21 protein-coding genes and 1 pseudogene are annotated in these 25,019 nt (G+C 66.7%); 15 read left to right on the top strand and 7 right to left on the bottom strand.

Going from position 1 to position 25,019, the window contains the following annotated elements; genetic code table 11:
- Positions 1–293: 293 nt before the first annotated feature.
- Together ACFVUS_RS22170 and ACFVUS_RS22165 are read left to right on the top strand one after the other, a co-directional pair.
- Positions 294–2,471: a transglycosylase domain-containing protein gene (locus tag ACFVUS_RS22170; RefSeq protein ID WP_387770113.1), complete on the top strand. Its 2,178-nt coding sequence runs from the start codon at positions 294–296 to the stop codon at positions 2,469–2,471.
- Positions 2,472–2,564: 93 nt separating this feature from the next.
- Entirely contained in the window at positions 2,565–4,139 is a 1,575-nt protein-coding gene (locus ACFVUS_RS22165; RefSeq protein ID WP_387770110.1) for a glycosyltransferase family 87 protein, read from the top strand.
- A 110-nt stretch (positions 4,140–4,249) separates the two neighbouring features.
- Here ACFVUS_RS22165 and ACFVUS_RS22160 read toward each other — a convergent pair whose 3' ends face one another.
- The gene (locus ACFVUS_RS22160) at positions 4,250–5,530 is read right to left on the bottom strand and encodes a TerD family protein (protein WP_387769156.1); all 1,281 of its coding nucleotides are present in this window, start codon (positions 5,528–5,530) and stop codon (positions 4,250–4,252) included.
- Between the two features lie 113 nt (positions 5,531–5,643).
- Between ACFVUS_RS22160 and ACFVUS_RS22155 the strand changes: the two genes are divergently transcribed.
- From ACFVUS_RS22155 to ACFVUS_RS22115, 9 genes are all read left to right on the top strand, one after another.
- Entirely contained in the window at positions 5,644–6,267 is a 624-nt protein-coding gene (locus tag ACFVUS_RS22155) for an AIM24 family protein (protein WP_364636552.1), read from the top strand.
- A 10-nt stretch (positions 6,268–6,277) separates the two neighbouring features.
- On the top strand, positions 6,278–6,982 hold the full coding sequence (locus ACFVUS_RS22150; RefSeq protein ID WP_387769152.1) for an AIM24 family protein: 705 nt from the start codon (positions 6,278–6,280) through the stop codon (positions 6,980–6,982).
- A gap of 7 nt (positions 6,983–6,989) precedes the next feature.
- Positions 6,990–7,751, top strand: a complete 762-nt coding sequence (locus ACFVUS_RS22145; protein ID WP_387769149.1) for an AIM24 family protein — start codon at positions 6,990–6,992, stop codon at positions 7,749–7,751.
- A 99-nt stretch (positions 7,752–7,850) separates the two neighbouring features.
- Entirely contained in the window at positions 7,851–8,585 is a 735-nt protein-coding gene (locus ACFVUS_RS22140; RefSeq protein ID WP_387769146.1) for a hypothetical protein, read from the top strand.
- A gap of 28 nt (positions 8,586–8,613) precedes the next feature.
- Positions 8,614–9,615 carry a dihydroxyacetone kinase subunit DhaK gene (gene dhaK, locus ACFVUS_RS22135; RefSeq protein WP_387769143.1) on the top strand — a complete coding sequence of 334 codons (1,002 nt, stop codon included), beginning with the start codon at positions 8,614–8,616 and terminating at the stop codon, positions 9,613–9,615.
- Positions 9,615–10,268: a dihydroxyacetone kinase subunit DhaL gene (gene dhaL / locus ACFVUS_RS22130; protein ID WP_387770107.1), complete on the top strand. Its 654-nt coding sequence runs from the start codon at positions 9,615–9,617 to the stop codon at positions 10,266–10,268. Before dhaK ends, dhaL begins: the two co-directional genes overlap by 1 nt.
- 8 nt (positions 10,269–10,276) lie before the next feature.
- Positions 10,277–10,993, top strand: coding sequence for a dihydroxyacetone kinase phosphoryl donor subunit DhaM (gene dhaM, locus ACFVUS_RS22125; protein ID WP_387769140.1), 717 nt, complete (start codon positions 10,277–10,279; stop codon positions 10,991–10,993).
- 81 nt (positions 10,994–11,074) lie between these two features.
- Positions 11,075–12,121, top strand: coding sequence for a radical SAM protein (locus ACFVUS_RS22120; protein WP_387769137.1), 1,047 nt, complete (start codon positions 11,075–11,077; stop codon positions 12,119–12,121).
- 516 nt (positions 12,122–12,637) lie between these two features.
- Positions 12,638–13,390, top strand: a complete 753-nt coding sequence (locus ACFVUS_RS22115) for an isocitrate lyase/phosphoenolpyruvate mutase family protein (protein WP_387770104.1) — start codon at positions 12,638–12,640, stop codon at positions 13,388–13,390.
- Here ACFVUS_RS22115 and ACFVUS_RS22110 read toward each other — a convergent pair.
- The 4 genes from ACFVUS_RS22110 to ACFVUS_RS22095 form a co-directional block, all read right to left on the bottom strand.
- On the bottom strand, positions 13,387–14,202 hold the full coding sequence (locus ACFVUS_RS22110) for an HAD family hydrolase (protein WP_387770100.1): 816 nt from the start codon (positions 14,200–14,202) through the stop codon (positions 13,387–13,389). The genes ACFVUS_RS22115 and ACFVUS_RS22110 overlap by 4 nt on opposite strands.
- Before the next feature lie 59 nt (positions 14,203–14,261).
- Positions 14,262–16,868, bottom strand: a complete 2,607-nt coding sequence (locus tag ACFVUS_RS22105; protein WP_387769134.1) for a phosphoribosyltransferase domain-containing protein — start codon at positions 16,866–16,868, stop codon at positions 14,262–14,264.
- Positions 16,865–18,022 carry an HpcH/HpaI aldolase/citrate lyase family protein gene (locus tag ACFVUS_RS22100; RefSeq protein WP_387770097.1) on the bottom strand — a complete coding sequence of 386 codons (1,158 nt, stop codon included), beginning with the start codon at positions 18,020–18,022 and terminating at the stop codon, positions 16,865–16,867. Before ACFVUS_RS22100 ends, ACFVUS_RS22105 begins: the two co-directional genes overlap by 4 nt.
- Positions 18,023–18,116: 94 nt before the next feature.
- Positions 18,117–19,316, bottom strand: coding sequence for a hypothetical protein (locus tag ACFVUS_RS22095; protein ID WP_387769131.1), 1,200 nt, complete (start codon positions 19,314–19,316; stop codon positions 18,117–18,119).
- A gap of 212 nt (positions 19,317–19,528) precedes the next feature.
- On the opposite strand from ACFVUS_RS22095, the gene ACFVUS_RS22090 reads away from it, so the two are divergent.
- From ACFVUS_RS22090 to ACFVUS_RS22080, 3 genes are all read left to right on the top strand, one after another.
- Positions 19,529–20,104, top strand: coding sequence for a TerD family protein (locus tag ACFVUS_RS22090; protein WP_387769128.1), 576 nt, complete (start codon positions 19,529–19,531; stop codon positions 20,102–20,104).
- 106 nt (positions 20,105–20,210) lie between these two features.
- The gene (locus ACFVUS_RS22085; protein ID WP_387769125.1) at positions 20,211–21,323 is read left to right on the top strand and encodes a DUF475 domain-containing protein; all 1,113 of its coding nucleotides are present in this window, start codon (positions 20,211–20,213) and stop codon (positions 21,321–21,323) included.
- 84 nt (positions 21,324–21,407) lie between these two features.
- Positions 21,408–22,001, top strand: coding sequence for a Tellurium resistance (locus tag ACFVUS_RS22080; protein ID WP_387769122.1), 594 nt, complete (start codon positions 21,408–21,410; stop codon positions 21,999–22,001).
- A gap of 39 nt (positions 22,002–22,040) precedes the next feature.
- Here ACFVUS_RS22080 and ACFVUS_RS22075 read toward each other — a convergent pair.
- A pseudogene (locus tag ACFVUS_RS22075) lies at positions 22,041–22,823 on the bottom strand (DMT family transporter); the annotation flags it as partial.
- 136 nt (positions 22,824–22,959) lie between these two features.
- On the opposite strand from ACFVUS_RS22075, the gene ACFVUS_RS22070 reads away from it, so the two are divergent.
- Positions 22,960–23,517 (top strand): CGNR zinc finger domain-containing protein, encoded by a 558-nt coding sequence (locus ACFVUS_RS22070; RefSeq protein ID WP_387769119.1) that lies wholly within the window; start codon positions 22,960–22,962, stop codon positions 23,515–23,517.
- 4 nt (positions 23,518–23,521) lie between these two features.
- Here ACFVUS_RS22070 and ACFVUS_RS22065 read toward each other — a convergent pair whose 3' ends face one another.
- Positions 23,522–24,919, bottom strand: a complete 1,398-nt coding sequence (locus ACFVUS_RS22065) for a glycosyltransferase family 87 protein (RefSeq protein ID WP_387769116.1) — start codon at positions 24,917–24,919, stop codon at positions 23,522–23,524.
- Positions 24,920–25,019 lie beyond the last annotated feature (100 nt).

Below are 25,019 nucleotides of genomic sequence, written 5' to 3'. Positions count from 1 at the left end.
CCGCGCATCTGCAGCGGGCCGCGACTTCCGATCGCGCCGAACGGGTTTCCGATCGCAATCCGCGGGTGCAGGCCCGCGCGGGGGCGGGCGTCGCCGACCGCACCCGCAATGACGACCGCACCCGGCCGCCGTCGGGCGCCGAGCCCGCGGTCGGTCGCCGCCCGCAGGGCGGTGCGCCGGGTGGACCGCCGCCGCGGCGTCCGGGCGAACGAGGTTCGGGCGGGGGCGGCGGCAGCAAGCGTCCGAAGCGCAAGTCGCCGTGGAAGATCGTGCGCCGGGTGGCGTACGTACTGATGGCACTGTTCATCGTCACGCCGAGCACCATCTTCCTGGTCGCCTATTCGACTGTTGACGTACCCAAGGCCGGTGACCTGAAAACCAATCAGGTCGCCACCATCTACATGGCCGACGGCACCTCGGTGCTGTCCAAAGTCGTTCCGCCCGAGGGCAACCGCACCGATGTGACCATCGACCAGATTCCGCCGCACGTGCGCAACGCGGTGATCGCGGCCGAGGACCGGGACTTCTACACCAATCCGGGCTTCTCCATCTCCGGCTTCGTGCGCGCCGCGCGTGACAATGTCATGGGCAAGGCCAGCGCCGGTGGTGGTTCCACCATTACGCAGCAGTACGTGAAGAACGCGATGGTCGGTGACGAACGCTCGCTCAGCCGTAAGCTGCACGAGCTGGTGATCTCGGCCAAGATGGCGCGGCAGTGGTCCAAGGACGACATTCTCACCGCGTACCTGAACACCATCTACTTCGGTCGTGGCGCGTACGGCATCGACGCGGCGGCCAAGGCGTACTTCGGCAAGAAGGTCTCCGAACTCGATCCGTCCGAGGGCGCGATGCTGGCGGCGACGATTCAGCAGCCGTCCAACCTGGATCCGGAGAAGAACCCCAAGGGCGCGCAGACGCGCTGGAACTATGTGCTCGACGGTATGGTCTCCGGCGGTAACCTGCCCGCCGCGCAGCGCGCGGGAATGCAGTACCCGCAGGTGATTCCGGCCGCGCAGGCCGCCGGTGACAAGACCATGGACGGCGGTCCGGAGGGTCTGATCAAGACCCAGGTGCTCAAGGAGCTCGAGACCGCGGGCATCAGCGAGCACGAGCTGAACACCGAGGGTCTGCAGATCACCACCACCATCGATCAGAAGGCACAGCAGGCGGCCGTCGATTCGGTGAACAAGACCATGGACGGTGAGCCGGACATCCTGCGCACCGCGGTGGTTTCGGTGGATCCCAAGACCGGTGCGGTGCGCGCGTACTACGGCGGCACCGACGGTCAGGGCTACGACTTCGCCAATGCCGGTCTGCCGCCGGGCTCTTCGTTCAAGGTGTTCGGTCTGGCCGAGAACCTGGAGATGGGCAAGCCGCTCTCGACGCTGTACGACTCCTCCCCGGTGACGGTGAACGGCATCAAGATCACCAACGTCGAGGGCGAGCAGTGCGGTATGTGCACCATCGCCGAGGCGCTCAAGCGATCGCTGAACACCAGCTTCTACCGCATGATGCTCGATATGCCGGGCAACGGCCCGCAGAAGATCGCCGATATGGCGCATAAGCTCGGCATCCCGGACACCATCCCGGGCGTCGGCAAGACCCTCACCGAACCGGACGGCAGCGGCCCCAATAACGGTGTCGTACTGGGTCAGTACCAGGTGCGCCCGCTCGATATGGCCTCCGCGTACGCCACCATCGCCGCCTCGGGCATGTACCGGGCGCCGCACTTCGTGCAGAAGGTCGTCACCTCCGACGGCACCGTCCTGCTCGACCGCGGCGAAACCGCCGGCGAACAGCGGGTTTCGGCGGCCGTGGCGGATAACGTCACCGATGCCATGAAGCCGATCGCGGCCTGGTCGCGCAATCACAATCTGGCGGGCGGCCGGGATTCGGCCACCAAGACCGGCACCAACCAGCTCGGCGATACCGGCGAGAACCGCGACTCCTGGATGGTCGGTTTCACCCCCGAGCTGTCCACCGCGGTCTGGATGGGCACCGAGCAGGGCGTGAAACTGCGAAATGCCAACGGCGGCATGATCTACGGCTCCGGCCTGCCCGCCGATATCTGGAAGGGCACCATGGACGGCGCGCTCAAGGGCGTGCCGAACGGCAAGTTCCCCAAGCCCGGCACCATCGCCGGACAGGCGGGCGTGCCGTCCTGGTCGGCGCCGTACACCGCGCCGTCCACCACCGATTCGCCGGTGCTGCCGCCGGTGATCACCCAGAGCCAGGTCGAGATCCTGCCCGGTATCACGATTCCGGTGCCGGGACTGGCGCCGAATCCGCAGAATCAGCAGCGAGCGCAATCGCAGCCGACCCAGGATCCGGGGGCGGGCCCGATGTCCGGGCAACCGGTGGCGCCCGCGGACGGTTCACCACTGACCACCACACCCAGTACGGGCGGCGGGAATGGCAATGGGAACGGCAACGGGAACGGCAATGGCAACGGGGCGCCACGCGGTCGGTAGCCTCGAGGCGTGATCGAGCAGGAAGTGACACACCGGTCGGCCGCCCTCGGCGAGCCGGCCGGTGGCGCACCGGAACCCGGCCCGTCCGCCCCGGTGCGATACGTCTCCCCCGCACCGCTGGCAGCCGATCTGCGATCCGCCGACGACCGCGACAAGCCCAGCCGCACCGATACCCTGACCGCGCAGCTGTGCGATCTGATCGGCGGACCGGTCGGGGATCACGCGCTCATCGGGCGGGTGCGGTTCTGGACGCCCACGCGGGTGCTGCTGGCGTTCGCGGTGCTGTTCCTGGCATTCAGCTGGTTCGGCAAGGCGGGCTGTATTCAACAGGCCCCCGACGGCTCCGGCGGTATCGGGCTGGACTGGAACAACGGCCGCCAATACGTGGCCATGTGCTACTCGGACACCGTGCCGCTGTACGGCGCGGAACATTTGAACGAGGGCGCGTTCCCGTACAAGAAGCAGTGGACCGACTTCGGCGCGGACGGCAAACCGCAGACGCGGTACATGGAGTATCCGGTGGTATCCGGGCTCTACCAGTACGGCGCGATGGGAATCGCCAAGGCCTGGAAGCAATCCCACCTGCCCGGCGCGCTGGAAGTGGTCATCTACTTCAATGTGGTCGCGGTGGGTCTGGCGGTGGCCTGGCTGATAACCGTCTGGGCCTCAGCGCAATTGGCGGGACGCCGGGTGTGGGATGCCGCGCTGGTCGCGCTGTCACCGCTGGTGCTGGTGCACGCGTTCACCAATTTCGACACCCTGGCAACGGCTTTCGCGGCCGGTGGCCTGCTGGCGTGGGGACGGCGGCGGCCGTGGCTGGCGGGCATACTGCTCGGCCTGGGCGGTGCGGCGAAGCTGTATCCGCTGCTGCTGCTCGGCCCCATCCTGATTTTGTGCCTGCGCGCCGAGCGCTGGCACGAGGGTGAGAATGTCTGGGGCGGAATGCGTCCGCTGCGGGCGGGCCTGACCGCGGTCGCCGGGGCGGTGATCACCTGGCTGGCGGTGAACGCGCCGATCGCGGTGCTCTACGGCAAGGGGTGGCGAGAGTTCTTCCGGCTCAATACCGAACGGCACGCCGATCCGGATTCGGTGTACAACGTCATCACCTCGTTCACCGGCTGGAAGGGATTCGACGGGGCGCTGGGTTCCGCCGAAACCCCGACCATGTTGAACAGCGTGTCGCTGCTGCTGTTCATCGCCGCGTGCGCGGGCATCGGCTGGATCGGATTGACCGCCGCGCGGCGACCGCGCCTGGCGCAGTTGGCATTTCTGGTGGTGGCGGCGTTCCTGCTCACCAATAAGGTGTGGAGCCCGCAGTATTCGCTGTGGCTGGTGCCGCTGGCCGTGCTCGCACTACCGCAGCGCCGAATCCTGTTGGCGTGGATGACGATCGACGCGCTGGTGTGGGTGCCGCGGATGTACTACTACCTCGGCACCGATCACAAGGGCATACCCGAGCAGTGGTTCACCGGTACCGTCGCGATCCGCGATATCACGGTGATCATCCTGTGCGGCTTGATCATTCGGCAGATCTATCATCCGGGCGAGGATCCGATCCGCCGCGACGGCGTCGATGATCCGGCCGGCGGCATCCTCGACAGGGCCCCCGACCCCGACCAGCCCTGGCTGCCGCCGCTGCTGAGGCCGCGCCCAGCCGTAGTCACCTAGCGCGACAACCCCTTCCGTCATCCCGGCATGTCTTTGGCCGGGATCCACACCGCGCAGTACATGCGCCGAAGGTGTGGATCCCGGCCAAAAGCGCGCCGGGATGACGGGGGCTAGTGCAGGAAGCGCCCCAGCTGGGGTACGGCTTCACCCGGGTGCTTGGCCTGGAAGCCTTCGCCGAGGGCTTCCAGTTTCCAATCCTGGGTGCCGCCCTGGCGGTAGACCTTGGCCATCGCCATGCCGGTGAAGGACATGCCGCCGGTCATCGTGTAGCGCGCCAATTCCGCGTTGTTGGTGCCGTCCACCATGCGGCAGAACGCATTCGCCACCTGTTCGAAGGTGTGCCCCTTGTACGAGGTGACGATGAACAGCAGCGTGGTGACGTGCGTCGGGATGCGGGTCAGGTCGACCACGATCACCTCGTCGTCGCCCTCGCCCTCACCGGTGAGGTTATCGCCCTGATGCCGGATCGAGCCGTCCTTGGAGGCCAGGCTGCCGTAGTAGACGACATCGACCGGGCTCATATCGGCGAACAGCACCACCGAGGCGTCCAGATCGATATCGGGCGCGCGGTTTCCGAACATGCCGCCGCGCTTGGCCGGATCCCAGCCCAGGCCCATCTTCACGTAGGTGAGGGCGCCGCCGCCCTCCTTGCGCAGATTGATGCGCTGACCCTTGACCAGGCTCACCGACTGCCCCTTGGGCAGATCGCGATCCGCGCTCGGATCGGTGGCGGGACTGTAGGCGGGCGGGGCCGCGCTGCCCTGCGGCGGATAACCCTGTGCCGGAGGCGGATAGCCGCCCGCGGGCGGCGGATAGCCACCGGCCGGCGCGGACTGCTCCGCGTATCCGCCCGCGGGCGCGGCGACCGGGGCCGGCTGGGACTGCGCCTGATTCACCTGCACGCCGTGATCGGTGACCAGCGCGGCGAATCCGCCCGCATAGCCCTGTCCGACCGCGCGCACCTTCCAACCGCCCTGGCGCCGATACACTTCCAGCGCGATGACGATGGATTCGGTGTCCAGGCCCTCGATCCGGTACTCGAACAACGGGTTTCCACCGAGGTCCGAGACCACCGCGACCGGTGCGGGCAGCCGGCCGAAATTATTGCCCGCCTCGTCCAGGGTGATCACGGCCCGGATCTGCTCGATCCCGGCGGGCACCGCGCCCAGCGAGATCACCAGCGCGGCAGGCTGGCCCGATGAACCCGGTTGCAGGTTCACCCCCGGCCCGCTGGGCTGATTGAAGAACACGAAATCGGCGTCCGAGCGGACCTTGCCGTGCTCGGTGACCAGGAGTGCGGACAGATCCGCGGGCGCGGCGATCTGCACACTGATCACCACATCGTTCACATTCAAAGGACCGTTCTGGCCCTTCACCAATGCTGCGGACAAGGTCGACCCTTCGCTTGTCGGTGTTGTCGCTGCCACTCTACGAGAAATAGACGACCACGGGCGGCCACCCGATCGGTTAGGGTTGCCCGCAAGTTTCGAGTACGGGGAATCCATTGGCGCAGCTGTTCGAGAAGTCCAAAAAGGTGATCGAGGCGCACCTGTCCGGCACCAGCCTGCGGGCGATCTCCGGGTCCATGGTCGCCTACGAGGGCAACGTGCAGTTCAAGAGCGCCGGTTTCGGCGGCGGTGACGGCCTGGTCGCGGGCATCAAACGCCGCGCGACCGGCGAATCGCTCTCGCTCATGGAGTGTTCCGGGCAGGGCCGGGTGTTCTTCGCGGTCAACGGTCAGCACGTGACCGTGGTGGATATCAACAACGAGACCTTGCAGGTGGAGTCGCAGCAGCTGCTGGCGTTCGCCGGAAACCTGCGCACCAATGTGAGTTTCGCCGGTCTGCGCGGCGCGACCACCGGCGCGGGCCTGTTCACCACCACGGTGAGCGGGCAGGGACAGGTGGCGTTGCTGTCCGCGGGCGGGCCGCTGATCCATCTGGAGGTGTCGCCGCAATACCCGTTGGTGGTCGATCCGGATGCGTTCGTGGCCGCGCGCGGCAATCTGAATCAGTCCTTCGTCACCGACGTGTCGTGGCGCGATGTGATGGGTCAGGGTGGCGGGGAGGCGTTCTCGCTGCGCTGGGACGGGCAGGGCGTGGTGTTGATCCAGCCCGCCGAACGGTAGGGGCGAGAACATGTTCGAACAGGTCAACGCGAAAGTCGTGAAGGTCAATGTCGCGCAGGCCGGTGGTGTGATCGCGCGCACCGGGGCCATGCTCTTCTACACCGGCGATGTGTCGTTCTCCCCGCATCAGGTGCCGGGTGCGGGCGCGATGGGCGGTATGAGCGGGCTCGCCGGTATGGCCGGTCGCATGATGGCCGGTGAGCACGAGCGCACCATGCTGGCGCAGGGCAACGGTGAAGTGCATTACGGCTTCGCGGGTTTGGAGACCCACGTGGTGCAGATGCAGCCGGGCGCGGTACTGCGCGTGGAAGCCTCGCGGCTGCTCGCCAGTACCGCCGGATTACAGAGTTCGGTTGTCTCGGTGGCGAGTTCGGGCGGCGGCTCGGGCGGTCGCGGTGGCGGCCTGATGGGCGCGCTGCGCGGCGCGGCGAGCGGAATGCTCACCGGCGCGGGCATGTTCACCACCCAGCTGTCCGGGCAGGGCAGTGCCGTCTTGCTCGCGCACGGCGGGTTCTTCGAACTACCGGTCGGCGGGCAGTATCCCGTCGTGGTCGACCCGCAGGCTTTCGTAGCGGCCTACGGGAATGTGCAGACGGAATTGAAAACCGCGTTGAGCTGGCGGGACGCGGTCGGCCGCGGGTCCGGTGAGGCTATGCAATTGCACTGCGCCGGCCAGGGCGTCGTGTACGTGCAAGCCTCCGAACAGAAGCTGTGAGACTGCCATGAGCACCCTTCTCAATCCGATGAATCTTGTTGAAAGCGATAATCTTCCGGGCAACGATTATGCCTACAGCATCGATCTGCGCCAACCGTGGTTCATGCGCCGGGGAGCGATGATCGCCTACTACGGGCAAATGGAGTTCCGGGCGCTGACTCATGGACTGCAGGGCGGGTTGCTACACATGGTGTCGCAACAGTTTTCAGCTCCATTATTCACCGGTGACTACGTGATTGCCGAAGGTCACGGAAAATTGATCATCGGCGATCGTGGTTACAACATCAACTCCTACGACCTGGACGAGGGCAATCTCACCATCCGTGCCGCGAATTTGCTGGCATTCGAACCGGGTCTGTCGCTGAATCAGTCCATCGTTCCTGGTTTTCTAACGCTCATCGGCACCGGCAGGTTCCTGGCATCCTCCAACGGACCTGTGATGTTCGCCGAACCGCCGCTGCGGGTGGATCCCGAAGCGCTCGTCGGCTGGGCCGATTGCCCGTCACCGAGCCATCATTACGACCAGCGCTGGGTTTCGAGTTTCCTGGCCGCCGGGGCCGCGCGGTTCGGCGTGAACTCCGGCGAGGAACGGCAATTCGACTTCACCGGCGCGGGGACGGTGCTCATCCAGTCCAGCGAGAAGATCCTGGACGACTCGCATCTGGTGCGCACCATCGAGGGTCAATTGCAGAGCGGCATCACCCCGACCGGCCTGCAGCGCATCCAGAGCGTGGTCACCCAGCAACTGGGCGGGCAGCAGAGCTACTGAGCGCGTGACCGACACCGCCCGGGGCACACCGCACAGGGCACGCCAGAGGTTTGCTGCCATTACTACGCGGCGCCGCTCACCCGTGGCAGGATCGGATTCGTGAGCGACGGTGAGGTAGAACCCGCGGAAGCGCACGAACAGTATCTGCGCGCCTTCCGGCATCCCGCCGTGTCCCGGAACCAACTCGAGGACCTCCTCGACGCCGTGAACGGCTTCCTGGACACCATTACTCCCGGCGAGGGCGAATTCGTGCCGCAGGGCGGCTGGGCGCCGGAATCCACCGCCATGGCATTCCAGATCGGGCGCGCGGTGGAACAGGTGCTCACCGAACGTGAACAAGCCGAGCAGGAATTGTTGCACCGCCGTGACATTCGAGACCGGCTCGTGGTGGCGCTGGACGCGGTGCTGGACTGCCTGCGCACACTGCCCGATCTCGCCGAGGCCGAGATCGCGCTCGGCACAACGGCTGTGAACGAGGGCTTCCAGGTCTTCGACGACGGATCGGTGCGCACCACCGTCTCCCAGGAGATCGGGGCGGATCTGGGCGCGCTGGAGGCGCGCCGGGTGGAACTCGACGAACAGATGACCGCCGCCGTCGCCGCCCGCACCGGATTGATCGAGGACACCACCGATCTGGTGCGCGACCGTCTCGGCGTCGCCGACGTCGGCATCCCGTGGGTGATCCTGGAGGCCACCCGCGGTGGACTCGATGTCTCCGAACCCTTCGAATTCGCGGCGCACCACCTGCCCGACTGCGAATTACGGGAGTTGATGGTGCAGTTGGTCACCGATATCGAATTGGCGCGCACACTGGAAGAGGACGCGACCGCCTGACGCCGTTGGCTGCGGAGGAGACGATTCGGTGAAGAAGCTCATCAACAACCCGGCCGAGGTGGTCGACGCGGCACTGGCGGGAATGGCCGCCGCGCACCCCGAATTGCGGGTCGACGCCAAACAGCGGCTGATCATTCGCGCCGACGCACCCGTTCCGGGCAAGGTGGGCCTGGTCTCCGGCGGCGGCTCCGGACATGAACCGCTGCACGCCGGATTCGTCGGCCACGGCATGCTCGACGCCGCCTGCGCCGGCGAGATCTTCACCTCACCGGTTCCCGATCAGATATTGGCCGCCACCACCGCCGTCGACGCCGGGGCGGGGGTGCTGCACATCGTGAAGAACTACACCGGCGATGTACTGAACTTCGAGATGGCCGCCGAACTCGCGGCCGCCGAGACGGGGGTCCAGGTGATCTCCGTCGTGGTGAACGACGATGTGGCCGTGCAGGACAGCCTCTACACCGCCGGGCGGCGCGGGGTCGGGGCCACCGTAGTCGTGGAGAAAATGGCCGGGGCCGCGGCGGCGGCGGGGCGGCCGCTCATCGAGGTGGCGGGCATCGCCACCCGGGTAAGCGTCGAATCACGCAGTATGGGAATGGCTTTGACCTCCGGAACCGTCCCGGCCGTCGGCCATCCCACCTTCGAACTCGGCGACGACGAGATGGAAATCGGCATCGGCATCCACGGCGAACCCGGCCGCCGCCGCGTCCCGCTCGCTCCCGCCCGCGATATCGCCGCCATGCTGGCCGAGCCGATCCTCACCGATCTGCCGTTCCAACGGGGCGATCGGGTGCTCTGCTTCGTCAACGGCATGGGCGGCACACCGCTGCTGGAGCTGTACCTCATGTTCGACGAAGTGGCTCGACTACTGCGCGGTCAGGGTGTGGAAATCGAACGCTCCCTGGTCGGTTCGTACATCACCTCGCTCGATATGGCCGGCTGCTCGGTCACCCTCACCCGCCTCGACGAGGAACTCACCACCCTGTGGGACGCACCGGTCCGCACCCCGGCGCTGCGCTGGGGCATCTGATGCGGGTCGACGCGGCGACCTGGATACGCGAATTCGCGGCACTGATCGACGCACACGCCGATGAACTGACCACCCTCGACGCCGCCATCGGCGACGCCGACCACGGCACCAATATGCGGCGCGGCATGGCGGCCGCCGTTGCGGCACTGGATGATTCGACACCCGCGACGGCGGCCGAAATCTACAAGCAGACCGCCATGGTGTTGATCCGCACCATCGGCGGCGCGAGCGGCCCGCTGTACGGAACCTTCTTCCTGCGCCTCGCGACCGCCCTCGGCGACGACCCCGAAACCTCCACCGGCCTGGTCGATTTCGCCCGCGCCTTCCGCGCCGGAGTCGACGGGGTCATCGCCCGCGGCAAAGCGGAACCCGGCGACAAAACCATGATCGACGCCCTGGCCCCTGCTTCCGACGCACTGGCCAAGGAGGCGGCGGCCTTCACCGACCACTCGACCCCCGACGTGGGCGCGGCGGAGATCGCCGCCCTGGATGCGGCGCTCGCCGCCGCCGAATCCGGCAGGGACGCAACCACATCCCTCATCGCTCGCAAGGGCCGCGCCTCCTACCTCGGTGAACGCAGTGCGGGACACCAGGATCCAGGCGCAACCAGCGCCGCCCTCCTGCTCCGCGCCGCCCGCCGGGCACTCCGATGATCGGCCTGGTGGTCGTCTCACACAGCCGCCCACTCGCCCGCGCAGCGGTAGCCCTCGCAACCGAACTACTCCCCGAGCAACCGATACACATCGAAATCGCCGCGGGCACATACGAAAACGAACTCGGCACGGACGCGCTGGCCGTAGCCGAGGCCGTCACCGCCGCCGACAGCGGCGACGGCGTCCTCGTTCTGATGGATCTCGGCAGCGCGATACTCTCCGCCGAGACGGCCCTGGAACTGCTGGAATCCCCCGTGCGCGTTCGCCTCTGCGCCGCACCCTTCGTCGAGGGATTGATCGCCGCGCTCGCGACGGCGGGTGGTGGCGCAAACCTGGAGCAGGTTGCGCGGGAGGCCGAACACGCCCTCGAAGCCAAATTCGCCCAACTCGGCAATAACGATTCACACCGGGAATCCGAAGCAGAGGCCGTCACCACCACCACACACCCCGCCCAGACCGCACGCACGATAACCACCTTCGAGGTCACCGACCCCCACGGCCTACACGCCCGCCCCGCCGCCGAACTCATCGCCGCGCTCCGCGACCTGGACGTCGACGTAGAACTCCGAAACGCCACCACGGGAACGGGACCAGTCCCCGCCGACAGCCTCACCCGCCTCCTCACCCTCGGCGTATCACCCGGTCATCAGCTGGAGGTGTCCGCACTCGGCCCCGATACGGCCGCGGCGATCGACCGAGTGCGCACCGCGGTCACCGGCGATTGAGATCGGCTTCACCCTGGACGTATCCAAATTCTCGGCCTATTTTAGTCATTAAGACTAATACAGTAGGACGGGGAGGCAACCATGACCGCCACGGAGATTCGGTTTCCGGGAGTCGACATCGACGAGCGGATCGGCGAAGGCGCCGAACTCGTCACGCACCGCATCGGCGATCGCGAACACACCTTCTCCCTGCCGCTGACCTTCACCCCGTTCGCTTCCGCCCAACCCTGTTCGGCCCGCTGCGTCTTCTGCTCGGAAACCCTGCGGCACCGCGACGCCACCGTCCTGTCGGCCGGATTGCGGCCGGGGCCGGACTATTTCGACGGTCTCGCGCGCTCGCTGCGGGAATTGCGCGGCCTGCCGTTCGGTCTCTCGCTCTCCGGACTGGAATCGACCGATGACCCGGACTGGCTGGAGCGGGTACTGGCCCTGATCGACGCGCACGAGGGACCGATCACCGAGAAGGTGCTGTACACGAACACCGCGGGACTGTCCCGGGAAACCCATGGGGCCCGGTTGATTCCGCGCCTGCGCGAGTTCGGGCTGACCCGCGCCGAAGTATCCCGTCACCACCCGGATCAGCAGGTCAATGATCGAATCATGCGCTTCCGCAAGGGAAAGCCGGTCGCGGACAATGCTGTCTTCGAGCGCACGGTGCGAGATGTGGTGGCAGCCATGCCGGTTCGGCTGGTGTGCATCGTCCAGGCGAGTGGAATCCACGACCTCGCCGGTGTCGAGCACTATCTGGCGTGGGCACGCGAACTGGGCGTCACCGACGTGGTGTTCCGGGAGTTCTCCCGCCTCGCGGATCTCTATCGCCCGAACGCACCGCTGCGATTGATCGAACAGGACCGGGTGCCGATCGAAACGCTGCTGGATCAGGTGTGGCCCGCCGCCACCGAACCCGCCGCCGGATTCGCCCCGCTGCGGCACACCGTCGGGTACTACTACTGGAACCTGCGCCTGCGCTGGCGTGATGCCGTCGACGTCACCTTCGAGACCTCGGATTACGGACTCATGAAGGAACGGCACCACTCGGGCGTGGTCTACAAGCTGATCCACCACGCCAACGGAAACCTCTGCGCCGATTGGGATCCGCAAACCGATGTGCTGCTCCGGACCGCCTAGATGACCGCCGATCTCACAGACTATTCGGACATGCTGCGCGAATTACGTTCGCGCGGTGTCCCGTTCGTGGTCATCGGCGGCTTCGCACTGCACCTGAGATACGGGGACGCGGTGCCGGTCAACGATTGCGATCTCATTGTCGAACCGGCCGATCTCGACGCTCTTGCCGACACCCTGATCACACACGGCTGGCGAATTCACTCCTGGCAGGACGAAGTTCGGCCGCCACTGTGCCCGGGGACGCTGACCGGGCGGTTCTATCTGCGCGCACGACGGGGTACGGCGATCATCGACGCCACCTATGAATACGACGCCGTGCCCTGGCCCGAACTGGTCGCCGCGGCGGACACCGGCTTCGGCTTCCCCGTCGCATCGCCGGCACATCTGATCGCGTTCCTGGCCGCGCGCGGAACGGACCGGGATCAGCAGCGGATCGAGCTGGTGCGCGAACACCTGCGGCACGCGAGTGACGCGGGCCGCCTTTCGCCGTTCACGTGTGAAGGGCAGGATCGTGGGATGACTCTGAAGGAGCAAGCCGAAACGTTTCTCGCACTTCATCAGCCGGGGAATCCGGTAATTCTGCCTACCGTGTGGGATGCGTGGTCCGCGAAGTTGGTGCAGGAGGCCGGGTTCTCGGCGATCACCGTCGGTAGTCATCCGCTGGCCAACTCGCTGGGGCGGGCGGATAACGAGGGGATGACCTTTGCCGAGGTGACGGCTCGGATTCGGGAGATCACCGCGGCGGTGGATATTCCGGTGTCGGTGGATATCGAATCCGGGTATGCGCAGAAGGCCGCCACGCTCGTCGATGGGCTGCTGGAGGCCGGGGCGGTGGGGCTCAATATCGAGGACACCGTGCACAGTGAGGGCAAGCGGCTGCGGGAGCCGCAGGAGCATGCCGATCTGGTCGGGGAATTGCGGCAGGCGGCCGATGCGGCGGGCGTGCACCTGGTGGTGAACGCGCGCACCGATGTCTTCATGCGGCCCGATACCGGGACACCGGCCGAACGACTGGACAGCGCGCTGGAGCGGATGAAACTGGCCGCTGCCGCCGGGGCCGATGTGCTGTACCCGGTGGGACGGCATGAGCCCGAGGTGCTGCGGCGGCTCACCAGCGAACTGCCGTTGCCGGTCAATTCGATCGGCATCCCGGCGCAGGACGGACGCGCCTACTTCGCCGAATTGGGTGTGGCGCGGGTGAGTTTCGGGCCGTTCCTGCAGAACGCGCTCACCGAATACGCGAACGGGCTGTTCGGCATCTGGCGCTAGGAGAGCACCGGCTCGGGGGTCGTCAGCGCGGCACCGGCCAGGAACCAGTCCAGGATCTCCACACCGGCGAGAATGCCCGCCGACGCGGTGAGCGTCAGATTGGGGCTGGTCCAGCCGAGCTGTTCGAGTTCGCCGTGCCTGGGACGGATGGCGGCGTCGGCGGCGCGGAGCATTTCCGCGTCGAGGGCGCCGTCACCGGCGGCCAGCAGCCGCGCCGCCGGGGCGAGTTCGCCCGAATCCCGCAGGCGGCGACGGACTTCGGCCACCGCACGGCTCTTGCACACCGCATCTGGCATGGAGTAGATCTTGCGGCCCTGCTGCGAGGCGGACCAGCCGTGCGCGCGGCACCAGGCATCCCATTCGGCCAGGAAATCGGCCGGCTGCCGGGCCAGGTCCACCACCAGGTAGTTGAAGAGGTGGTCGGCTACGCGGAACTTGGTCGCCCAGGAATCGTCTATGCGGGCAAGCAATTCGGCGTTCACCTGCGACAGGGTGGCGCTGCCCGAGCGCACCTCGGCGTCCAGTGAACTGCGCCAGCGGGTGTCGGGGACGCCGTTGTCGAGGATATTGCCGCCATTGGTGGTGACGGCGTACCGCCACGGCGCACCGGGCAGGCCGATTCGCTTGAACTGCTTGATGGTTCGCGTAGTCGTCGGGATGACCGCGGCGATCTCGGTGAGGGATCGCAGGCGTTCGGTGGCGATAACCGTCATGAACGACAGCGGTGCGCCTTGGTAGTGCTCGACGCACACCGCGGGCAGGTCCGGGGTCGCGCCCGAGGCATCGCGGGATGCGTTGCGGGAGTAGATCATGGTGCGGTCGAGATCGGTCGCGATCAGGGTTTCCCTGCGCGACAGCAGCTTCCGTCCGGTCACTGCTCGGCCACATCCTTGATCAGGCCCATGCACGCGTACGCGAGATCGGGCACCACTTCGACGGGGACATCGCGGGCGGCGGCCAGCATGCGGATGTGCGCGTGCTCGGGGGCATCCGCCTCGCGCACCAGCACCCGCCAGGGCACGCGGCGCAGCAGCACCCGGGTCGTCTCTCCCACACCGGGTTTCACGAAATTCACGCTGGCGACGCCGTACGCTTCGCGCACCTTCTCCACCGAGGCCCAACCCGCCCAGGTGGGGGTGCGATCGGAAGCCAGCACCGCTTCGACCTGCGCGGGGACCTGCGGGCGCACCGTATCGAAGGCCGCGGTGACGGCATCGAGCAGGCGGCCGGAGACATCGTCGGCGGCGAGTTCGGCGTAGAACTTCGCGCCGTGGAAATCGCCGGGGCCGATCAGCGTGTCATTGAGCACCGTGCGCGAAACCAGGCCGGACACCGTGGAATTCAGGCAGGCCGACGCGATCAGGAAATCGTCGCGGGTGCCGTAGGTGCGCACGCACGCGCCCGGATCGGCGAGCACGACCAGCTCGGGATTGAACCGTGCACCACCCGCGGCGGCGTACGCGTCGAGCGCCTCGGCCAGCTCATGGGTGATCGCACCCTTGCCGGTCCAGCCGTCCACGAACACGATATTCGCCGGATCATGATGCACGGCAAGGTAATCCAGCGCCACCGCGTCGATGCCGCGATCCCGCACGATCGACACCGCGTAATGCGGCACATCCAGGCCGCGGGTGGCCAGCCACCGCCGCATCAACACCCCGACCGGTGTCCCTGCCCGCGCCAGCGACACCAGCACGATATCGTTCCCGCGCTCGGCCATCACGACTTCGGAAACGGTCGCCACCGCCAGCGCCAACCGCTCCGCGCTCTCGGCGAGCACCTTGTCGAACAGCTCCCGATAGGCGGCATCCGGCTGATACTCCACCGGCAGCGACTCCGCGTAATGCGCGACCCCGGCCTGAATCCGCCGCTCCCGCTCCGCCACATCGGCTTCCAGATCCGCCCCCGACAAATCCTTCAACAGCCAAGCCACTTCATCGGCCGCATACGACCCGAACTCGGGTCCGCGCAACGGTTCCGGCAGCACGCGCTCGGCCCCGGAAGGTGCTACGACTACCGCACCGGCGGAGCGAATGGCCTGCAACGCCTGCGGATCGACGCCCGGCAGCACGGCCAGCACGACATCCGCACCGGACGCGGTCAGCACATCGATCAGGCCGCCGGCCTCGGTGAGGCGCTCGGTATCGGCGGGCTCATCGATCACAACCAGCAGAATCGGCTCCACAGCGATCGGCTCGGGCCACTGCGCGTTGTACACGAAGCGCGGTGCGTCCTCACCGAGTTCCGGTGCGGTGAAACGGAACCCACGCCGCAACGGATACCCGGGCTCATCCAGCACATAGGCCGGTGACCGCGTGGTGGTCTGGTACCGCGCCGCCACTCCCCCATCGGCCAGCGCCGCCGCAAGACGCAGCGGCAAGTACATGAGCTCCTCATGCGCGAGCACGATCACCGGCCGAAGCGAAGATCCATTCGCGGCCGCAGCCGAGGACCGATCGGACACGGTTGCGGAAGCAGGCTCGGCCTCAACCGAATCCACGTGCGCCACTGCCTGATCAACCGATTCGGGAGCGGTCGCGATCCGCTCACTGCCCCAGGGAAGTTCGGTGAGATGGTCGCGCAGTGCCGCGGTCGCGATCGAGACAGCGGCCTCGAAAGCGGGGGTATCGGACTCCAGAATTCCGTGCCGGCCACCCTCGGGAACCGTTCGGGACCAGGGTAGTTCGAGGCGCGAGAACTCACCGCGAACCGCGGCGACGGGATTCAGCTCCGGATCCGGTAGCGCCGCAACGGCTTCGACCAGTCCGGCGGGAAGGAGGGTCTCCCCAGCCGCCAGGCACACCGCATCGATCTCGACACCGAGCTCGGCGGCGGTCGCGGCGAAGGCGGCCTTGTCCGCGTCGGTGCGCATATCAACCAGCGAAGCCAGAATGTAGTGCGGGCGCGGAGTGAACGCGTGCAACGCGCGAATAGCATCCAAAGCCGTTGCGCCGGTGGAGATCTCATCATCGATGAGCACCATGGGTAGCTCATTGCGGAAGATCTCGGCGGGCATCGGCTGCAGCAGATGCGAGGTGGCGTGCGAATGCCCCTCTTCGAACCCGGTGAGGGTTACGGCGGTCGGCACATCACGCCGAGTGGAGTGCAGATAGCACCGCGCACCGATCCGCGCGGCGACCGTATGCCCCAGTCCCGTTGCGGTCTCGGCGAATCCGAGCACAACCGCGGGGCTGTCGCCGAGCGCCTCCAGCACCAGATCGCCCAGGCGGTTTCCGGCGTCGATGACGCGGTGCGGGTCGGTGGGGAGGTGTTTGCCCAGGACGGTGGAGACCAGCAGGTGGGCACGGCGGGGGTTGCGGCGCAGGCCGGGTTCGATGAGGTCGGGGATGTCCCAGGCGGGGGCGGGGACGTGGGAGTCGCCGTGGCGCAGGCCGAGGCCGAGTTCGCGGGTGGCCCAGGGTTCGGTGGCGGACGTCGCGGGCTCGGTGGTGACTGTGCCCTCGGGACGCGCGCTCACGATGCCACCAGCACTTTCAGTAGGTCGACGAAGGAGACGCCCTTGTTGGTGACTCCGAATACGCGGGCGCGCAGGATGGTTTGGCGGGCCCAGCTGCGGTGCGGCTTCATCTCGTTCATCTTGTTGCGGTACTCCGAGGCTGCGACACCGCCGGAATCCTCGCGCAGGATGTCGAGGGCGTCGGAGTACTCCTCATGGGTGACGACCGAGAGGGCATGCACCACCGCCACGTGGGAGGGGTGGATAACCGTCTTGCCCTGAATTCCGTTGGCGCGGTCCAGGGTTATCTCGCGCAGCAGCCCGTCCAGGTCGCGGCTGACCAGGTACTGCCGGAACGGCACAGCGTCCGCTTCGGAGAACGGCGAGGTGCGCAGCTGCGGGCGGAACATGCGCTCGTGATCGGCGAAGTACTCCCATACCGGCCCGGTGATGGTGAATCCCGTTCCGTCCGTTCGCCCCAGGTAGTTCACGATGTCCGCGATGACGTCGGCCACCACGCGCACGTCGTAGATGGTCAGGTCGCGATCGCGCCGAATTCCGAAGGTGGAGCACATATCCGTGGCCCCGATGCGCACCGCGAGCACGCTGTCCCGGCGCGCGGTGAGCATGTCCTGGATGCGATGCAGTTCCAGATCGCGGGTCTGGCGGTGCACCAGTGCGGGCGATTCCAGCACCGGCATGCAGAAGACGGTGCGCCCCAGCACTTCCGAGGCCCGATCCAGGGCGTCGAGGTATTTCGCGCCGGAGGTGCTGTCGAATTTGGGGAAGACGAATCCGGTGAGCGCCCGCGCGCCCGGTCCGAGCGCGGCGACGATCTCCCCGACGGATTCGGCATCGCGCACACGCACGAACAGCAGCGGATGCGCGGCGGTGCCCGCGCCGAGTTCGTCGAGCGTGGCGACGGCCTGCTTCTTGCCGAATTCCAGGTCGTGGTCGGCGACGGCGTCCTCGAGGTCGATGACCATGGAGCAGACCCCGCGTTCGGCCCGGCGCACGATGGTGGCGGTGAGGTCGTCGCGGGTCGCGGGCACGTAAAGCGTCGCGCCCAGGGCCATCGCAAGCAGTTCGCGGTCGCTGGAGCCGCCGAAGGGTTCGGGCAGGCAGTGGAAGAGCAGTCGCAGTTCCGGCCCCGGTACCTGCGGGAAGTGGCGCATGGGGAAGCGCTTGTGCAGGGATACGGGGGCGACTTCCGGATAGGTGCTGATAATCGCGGTCATCGTCCCCCGTGCCTCCTACTGTTCGGTCGGTTTATCTATCGGTATTTCGCATGCGTTCGACAACACCCGCAAGGAACGCCGAGACGGCGTCCAGTTCGGAGATATACGCCCAGTAGTCCGGATGCGGGCCGGTCAGCCCGGCGACCACCCGATCCAGGCGTTCGGACTGGGCATCCAGTACCGAACCCCACTGTGGGACGAGACCGTTGTTGACCGCCAGCATCTGCGCGTCACGCAGTTTGAACCGTACGGTCTTGGCCTTCTCCTGTGGCTTCTCGCGGACCTCGCGCAACAGTGTCAACCGGTCGGTGACAGCGTCGGCCTGCTCCTCTGCGGAGGCAAGGTGCCCGCGGGCGGATGTGGTCAACTCAAGCGTTTGCTCCGGGTCGTTGTTCTGCAATGCGGCCCGGGCCCGGGACAGTTCCGCGGCTGCGGCGTCGATGGCTCGGTGGGCTTGCCGCTCATTGTTCGCCAAATCCGCCGAACTTGCAGCGTTGAACTCCCGGAGCAGGGCGGACAGCGCCGGGGCGAGTCGCTCGGTGCGATGCTGGGCGGCCGCCAGCCGGGTACCCGCCGACGCCAGTGCGGTGGTCGCCGAATGCTGTTTGCCCGGTGCGTCTTCCAGTGCCCTTGACAACGCGCGCGTGCGACTGTCCAACTCCGTCGCGGCCTCGCGGGTCGCCCCGACACCGGCCGCGGACGCCGCCTCCAGTGTGACGAGACCCTCATCGACCGCGGCCTTGGACAGCAGCACCGACGGATATCCGGTGAACGGTGAGGCGTCCGCGGCCTGCCGCGCCTGCTGTGCCGCGGACCGCACCTGCGCCACCAATTGCGGTACCGAACCGTAGATAGCGACGGCGTGTTCGAGGTGCGCCTGATTGCCGCGATAGAACTCGTCGACCCCGCGCGCGGCGTCCGCGAGCTTGCGCACCTGGGCGTCGATCTCGGGCTGCGGCACCGTGCCGCCGTCCCGTTCGGCCTGGTCCAGCCGCTCGTTCAGGCCCAGGTAGGAGCCCGCAGCGTCATAGCAGCGGGCCCGCACCCGATCCCACTGCGCCGCCATCCCGCGTTCGGGAAACACCTGCGCTGATGCCGCGACCGCGTTCTCGGCGATGCTCTGCCGGGTATCCATGTCCAGGAAGGCCGCGGTCAGCGCCGTCCGGGCGTGCGCCACCCATTCGGTGTTCGGGGGTGCGGAGCGGAACCATCCGCGTCTACGGCCTGCCACGCCCCGATGTTATTGGTCTGTTCACACCGGCGGCGACTGTCACGATGAACCCGGTGACATGTCGCGTGACAGGCTGGTGCCGGTGGATGTCCTCGGCTTGTTCATGCACAAGCTCGGGGAAAGCTACTAGGGTCGTACCTGCGGACCCCGGCAATTCGGACATGCCGCGCTACAAGAACGTTTGAACGCTTTCCAACGGAAGGGATTCCCGCATGGGTGTCAGTTTGTCCAAGGGCGGCAATGTTTCGCTGACGAAGCAGGCCCCGAACCTCACCGCTGTGTCGGTCGGCCTCGGCTGGGATCTGCGGACCACCACCGGGAGCGACTTCGACCTGGACGCCAGCGCCATCGCGACCGGTGCCGACAAGAAGGTCGTGTCGGACAAGCACTTCGTGTTCTTCAACAACCTGACCTCGCCCGAGGGCTCGATCGTGCACACCGGCGACAACCTCACCGGTGAAGGCGAAGGCGACGACGAGATCATCAATATCGATCTCGCGGCCACCCCGCCGAACATCGAGTCCATCTTCTTCCCGGTCTCGATCTACGAGGCGGATCAGCGCGGCCAGAGCTTCGGCCAGGTCCGCAACGCCTACATCCGCGTGGTCGACCGCGCCAACGGCGCCGAACTGGCCCGCTACGACCTCACCGAGGACGCCTCCACCGAGACCGCCATGGTCTTCGGCGAGCTGTACCGCAATGGAGCCGAATGGAAGTTCCGGGCCATCGGCCAGGGCTACGCCTCCGGTCTGTCGGGTATCGCGCGCGACTACGGCGTAAACGTCTAATCAAATAGTTCGACGCGCCAGGGGGGGCTCGGGTGCACGAGCCCCTCCTCGTGCGAGCATCACCCGATCCTTCAGCGGTTCCGGTACAACGAAAGGCCCCCTAGCGGTGCGTATATTCGGCCTCTCCATCCTCGTCACGGTGGTGTCGCTCATCGCGGCATTCCTGTACGGCGGTCCGACAGCGCTGGCACTGTGCGCCATCCTGGGCATCCTCGAGGTGTCGCTGTCGTTCGACAATGCCGTAATCAATGCCAGTGTGCTGCAACGGATGAGCGAATTCTGGCAGCGCATCTTCCTGACCGTCGGCGTCGTCATCGCCGTCTTCGGTATGCGCCTGGTCTTCCCGCTCGCCATCGTGTGGGTCACCGCGGGCCTGGACCCCAAGCGCGCGTTCGATCTCGCGATGAACCCGCCCGAGGGTGACGCGCTCACCTTCCCGGACGGCAGCCCCTCCTACGAGAAGCTGCTCACCGACGCGCATCCGCAGATCGCCGCCTTCGGTGGCGCGTTCCTGCTGCTGCTGTTCCTGAACTTCATCCTCGAAGAGCACGAGATCACCTGGCTGGGCTGGATCGAGCGGCCGCTGGCCAAGCTGGGCAAGCTCGACATGCTCTCGGTCGTGCTCACCCTGGTCGCCATTGTCATCGCGGCGGAATGGATCGCCGACGCGGACGACCGCGGCACCGTCCTGCTGTCCGGCATCCTGGGCGTGGTCACCTACATACTCGTCGACGGACTCGGATCCATGTTCCACACCGAGGAACTCGAGGAGGGCGGCGAGACCGGGCCGAGCGGGGTCGTCAAGGCCACCGGTAAGGCCGCGTTCTTCCTGTTCCTCTACCTGGAAGTGCTCGACGCCTCGTTCTCCTTCGACGGTGTCATCGGCGCGTTCGCCATCACCTCGGACCCGATCCTGATCGCCCTGGGCCTGGGCCTGATCGGCGCCATGTTCGTCCGGTCCATCACGGTGTTCCTGGTCCGCAAGGGCACGCTGTCCGAATACGTGTACCTGGAGCACGGCGCGCACTGGGCCATCGGCGCGCTGGCGATCATCCTGCTGGTCTCCATCGGCGTGCACATCAACGAGGTCATCACCGGCCTGGTGGGTGTGGCGTTCATCGGAGCGGCCTTCATCACCAGCATCATTCGCAATCGCCGGCTGGGCGATGACGACGACTCCAAAAGCGTGACCACCCAGGAACCCACCCCGGTAGCCTGAACCACGTAACTCCACTTCCCGCGCCCGTCACGCGAATTCGCGCGGCGGGCGCGGTGTCGTTTCAATCCCTGAGGGGGGAATGTCATGAGCAAGGTGACGCTGTCCAAGGCCGCACCGTCGGTGAATCTCACCAAACCCGGTGACAGCCAAGGGTTGTTGCGAGTGAACCTGAACTGGTCGCAGGGGGCGCGGCGCGGCTTCTTCAAACGCTCCAGTGCGATAGACCTGGATCTCGGTTGCCTGTGGGAACTCTCCGACGGCAGCAAAGGCGTGGTGCAGGCGGTCGGAAACAATTTCGGCTCTTTGCATTCCGCGCCCTTCATCCAACTCGACGGCGACGACCGCACCGGGGAATCCTCCGGCGGCGAGAACATGCACATCGACCTGGCACGCCCGGACGCCTTCCGGCGGATTCTGATCTTCGCGTTCATCTATGAGGGCGTACCCAATTGGGCCGCCGCCGACGGTGTGGTGACGCTGTACCCCACCTCCGGTCCGGAGGTCGAGGTGCGGCTGGACTCACCGGTGGACGGCGCGCGCTCGTGCGCCATCGCCCTGCTGCAGAACAGCGGCAGCGGACTCACCGTGCATCGAGAAGTCCAGTACATCAACGGGAATCAGAGTGCGATCGACCGCGCCTACGGCTGGGGCATGAAGTGGCAGGCGGGTAGCAAGTAGCTCCGGCTCGGGCGCGGGGGTTTTGCGCGAGGCCAGCACCATACCGAGGATGCCGACGGCCAATCCGGCAATCGTCATGGGGTGCAACGGTTGTGCGATGAACAACCAGGCCAGCACGGCGGTGGTGACCGGGGTGGCGAAGAAGAGGCGGCCGACCCGGGTGGCGTCCCAGCGGCGCAGCATGGCGTTCAACAGCAGGAACGCGCCCATGGAATTGATCAGGATCATCCAGATCAGCGCAACGCCGTAGCGGGCGGGATCGCTGATGTGGAAGTTGCCGCCGAGCAGTACCAGCAGTCCGGCGAAAGGAGCGCTGACCAGCTGGTGCACGGCGGTCGCGGCGCGGGAGTCGACGGTGGGAGTGAATTTCTTCTGGTAGACGGTGCCCAGGCTCAGGCCGAGCAGGCCGATGACGCACAGCAGCAGGCCCAGCCAGGAGAAGTTCGATTGGTCGCTGACCGCGAAAGCCACACCGAGACCGCCGATTCCGAAGCCGAGCCACTGTCGCTTGGTGATGTGCTCACCGAGTACACCCGAGAACAGTGCGATGACAACGGGATTCAAGCCCTGCACCAGGGAGATGACGGCGGCCGAGACGTGTTCACCCATGGCGGTGTAGAAGGCGCCGAACTGCACGATCTGCATGAGCAGACCGGCGATCATGACGTGCCGCAGTTGCCTGCCGCGCGGCCAGACCGCGTGCACCGCAAGCCCGTACAGCAGCAGTAGCGGTCCGGCGATGGCGTAGCGGCCCAGCAGCACCAGCATCGGCGGGGCCGCACCGACGCCGATGATTCCGGCGATGAACGCGCTGCTCCACATGAGGACGAAGGCGGGTTGTGCGATGCCGTTCATCAGCCGGTCCTGCATTGCGAGCTCCCGTCGAAGTAACCCCTTTAGACGGTTATCAGCGTCCACCTCATCGACGTAACCTGTCAAGGGGGTTATTGTGGATGGCATGTTCACCTTCGTCAGCGGCAACCTGGCCTTGGACTTCATCGGCACCGTGAAAGCCCGGCGCGCCCGCTTCGAGGACCTCCTCGAAACCCCGGCCGACCTGGGCGCCTGGGCCGTCGCGGCGGAACTGCTGGACAGCGCCCCGCCCGCCGATGCCGCCGAACTCGAACGCGCCACCGCACTGCGCGAAGCCACCTGGCGCATGACACTGGCCGTCATCGACGGCGCGACCATCGCCGACGCCGACCGGCGACTGGTCAACGACATCGCGCGCGGCCCGCTGCCCGGCGTCGAACTCACCCCCGCCGGGGGGCTACAGCGCAGCGGCACAAGCGAATCCGTGCTCGCCGCGATCGCGCGCTCGGCCGTCGAACTGGTCGGCGGCGCGGACCGGAATCGAGTCCGCGAATGCGGGCGCGCGGACTGCACCCGGCTCTACGTCGACACCTCACGGGCCGGTTCGCGGCGCTGGTGCGATATGACCGTCTGCGGAAATCGCGCCAAGAGCGCGGCCTTTCGCGCGCGCGGCACCGAAACCGATACCGCGGCAGCGCATTAGGACATCAGAGTGCCGAATACGCCAGCACCGGCGCCGGATTCTCCTCGAATCGGGTTGCCGCGCTATCCCTTACGCGCGAGCGAGCCTTGATGAACAGGAAGAAGAACACCAGCAGCAATACCGCCCGGCCCCACACCCCGAACTGCACCACATTCTCCGCCAACTCCGGCGCGTGCCCCGAACCCAGCGCGTAAAAATACCGGAACACCCCGATCCCGATCGCGGCATCGGCCAGCAGATACACCCCCACCAGCGTCCACGGCACCTCCAGCAGCACCAGGAACGGAATCAGCCACAGCGTGTACTGCGGTGAATGCACCTTGTGGAACAGCAGGAATCCGCACAGCATGGCCCCGCTCACCCCGATCCACGGGTACAGCCCGGTGACCGCGAAACGCCGCCAGCCCAGCCAGCCCGCCACCGCGAACGACAGCACGATCAGCAGCGGAGAGGCCGCCGACACCACATCCTGGAAGTTGGCCTCATCGGCGGCGGTATTGCCGAACATCGGGCGCAGACCCCAGTACCAGATCGAATTCGTGGTGATATCGGCCTGCCGCAACTGCTGGAACGTGATCGAGGCCCGCCAGCCCTCATAACCGGCCAGCGCGAACGGCAGATTCACCGCGACCACCGTCGCGATGGCGGTACCGGCCACCAGCAGCGCGCCGCGCACATCGAAACGACGCGGCACGCGCGCGTCCTCACCCGGCTGCGGTTCACCCACCAGCACGTATAAAAGCAAGGGCAGCACGAAGATTCCCGGATACAGCTTCAGGCAGAAACCGATGCCGAGCAGCACCGCGGCGGCGATTCCGCGCGCCCGCAACGAATATCGCGTCATCGACACGATGTAGGCCGCGCCGACCGCCGTGCACACCACCGGCAGTTCCCAATTGTGGAAGGCGTACAGGATCAGCGGCGGACCGGCCGCCCACAGCAGCGCCGCGCGCCCGCCCATCCGACCCAGCATGTACGCGGTCAACAGCGCGAACGGCGCCAGCAGCAGTGCCGAATGCAGCAGGAACGCGGCGTCATCGTGCGCGCCGATCGCGCCCAGCCACATGAAAAGCCCACTCAGCACCGGATATTCGACCGCACCGCCGGTGAGCGCGCCATCCGGGGTGATGCCGCCGGACAGATACGGGAAAACGTGCTCGTTGATATCGCGGCCCAGCCACAGGAACTGAATGTCCGAATAGCAGACATTCGAATCCTTGACCGAATCGAAAACGGTGCTGCGGCCGAACTCGGTGAACGGCGCGCCCGCACAGCGCGCCTTGTTGAAGTAGGCCACCAAAAGTGTGACCGCGCACACCAGTACGGCGATCAAACCCATCGATGAACGGTCCGCGCCCGCGCGGCCGGTGACCGGCTCATTGCCGACGGGTCGGTTCAACATGGCCACCACCCTAGGCGGCATAGCCGGGTTCCGGCCCGGCAAACCCTTGTCCGGGGCCGATTTCGCTGCTCACAGCCGCTCATGTAGCCTTGGCGGGTTG

It is taken from the genome of Nocardia sp. NPDC058058 (assembly GCF_042885355.1).
Taxonomy (GTDB): domain Bacteria; phylum Actinomycetota; class Actinomycetes; order Mycobacteriales; family Mycobacteriaceae; genus Nocardia.
The sequence above is the reverse complement of the archived record's forward strand: the minus strand, read 5'-3'. Positions and strand labels throughout refer to the sequence as shown.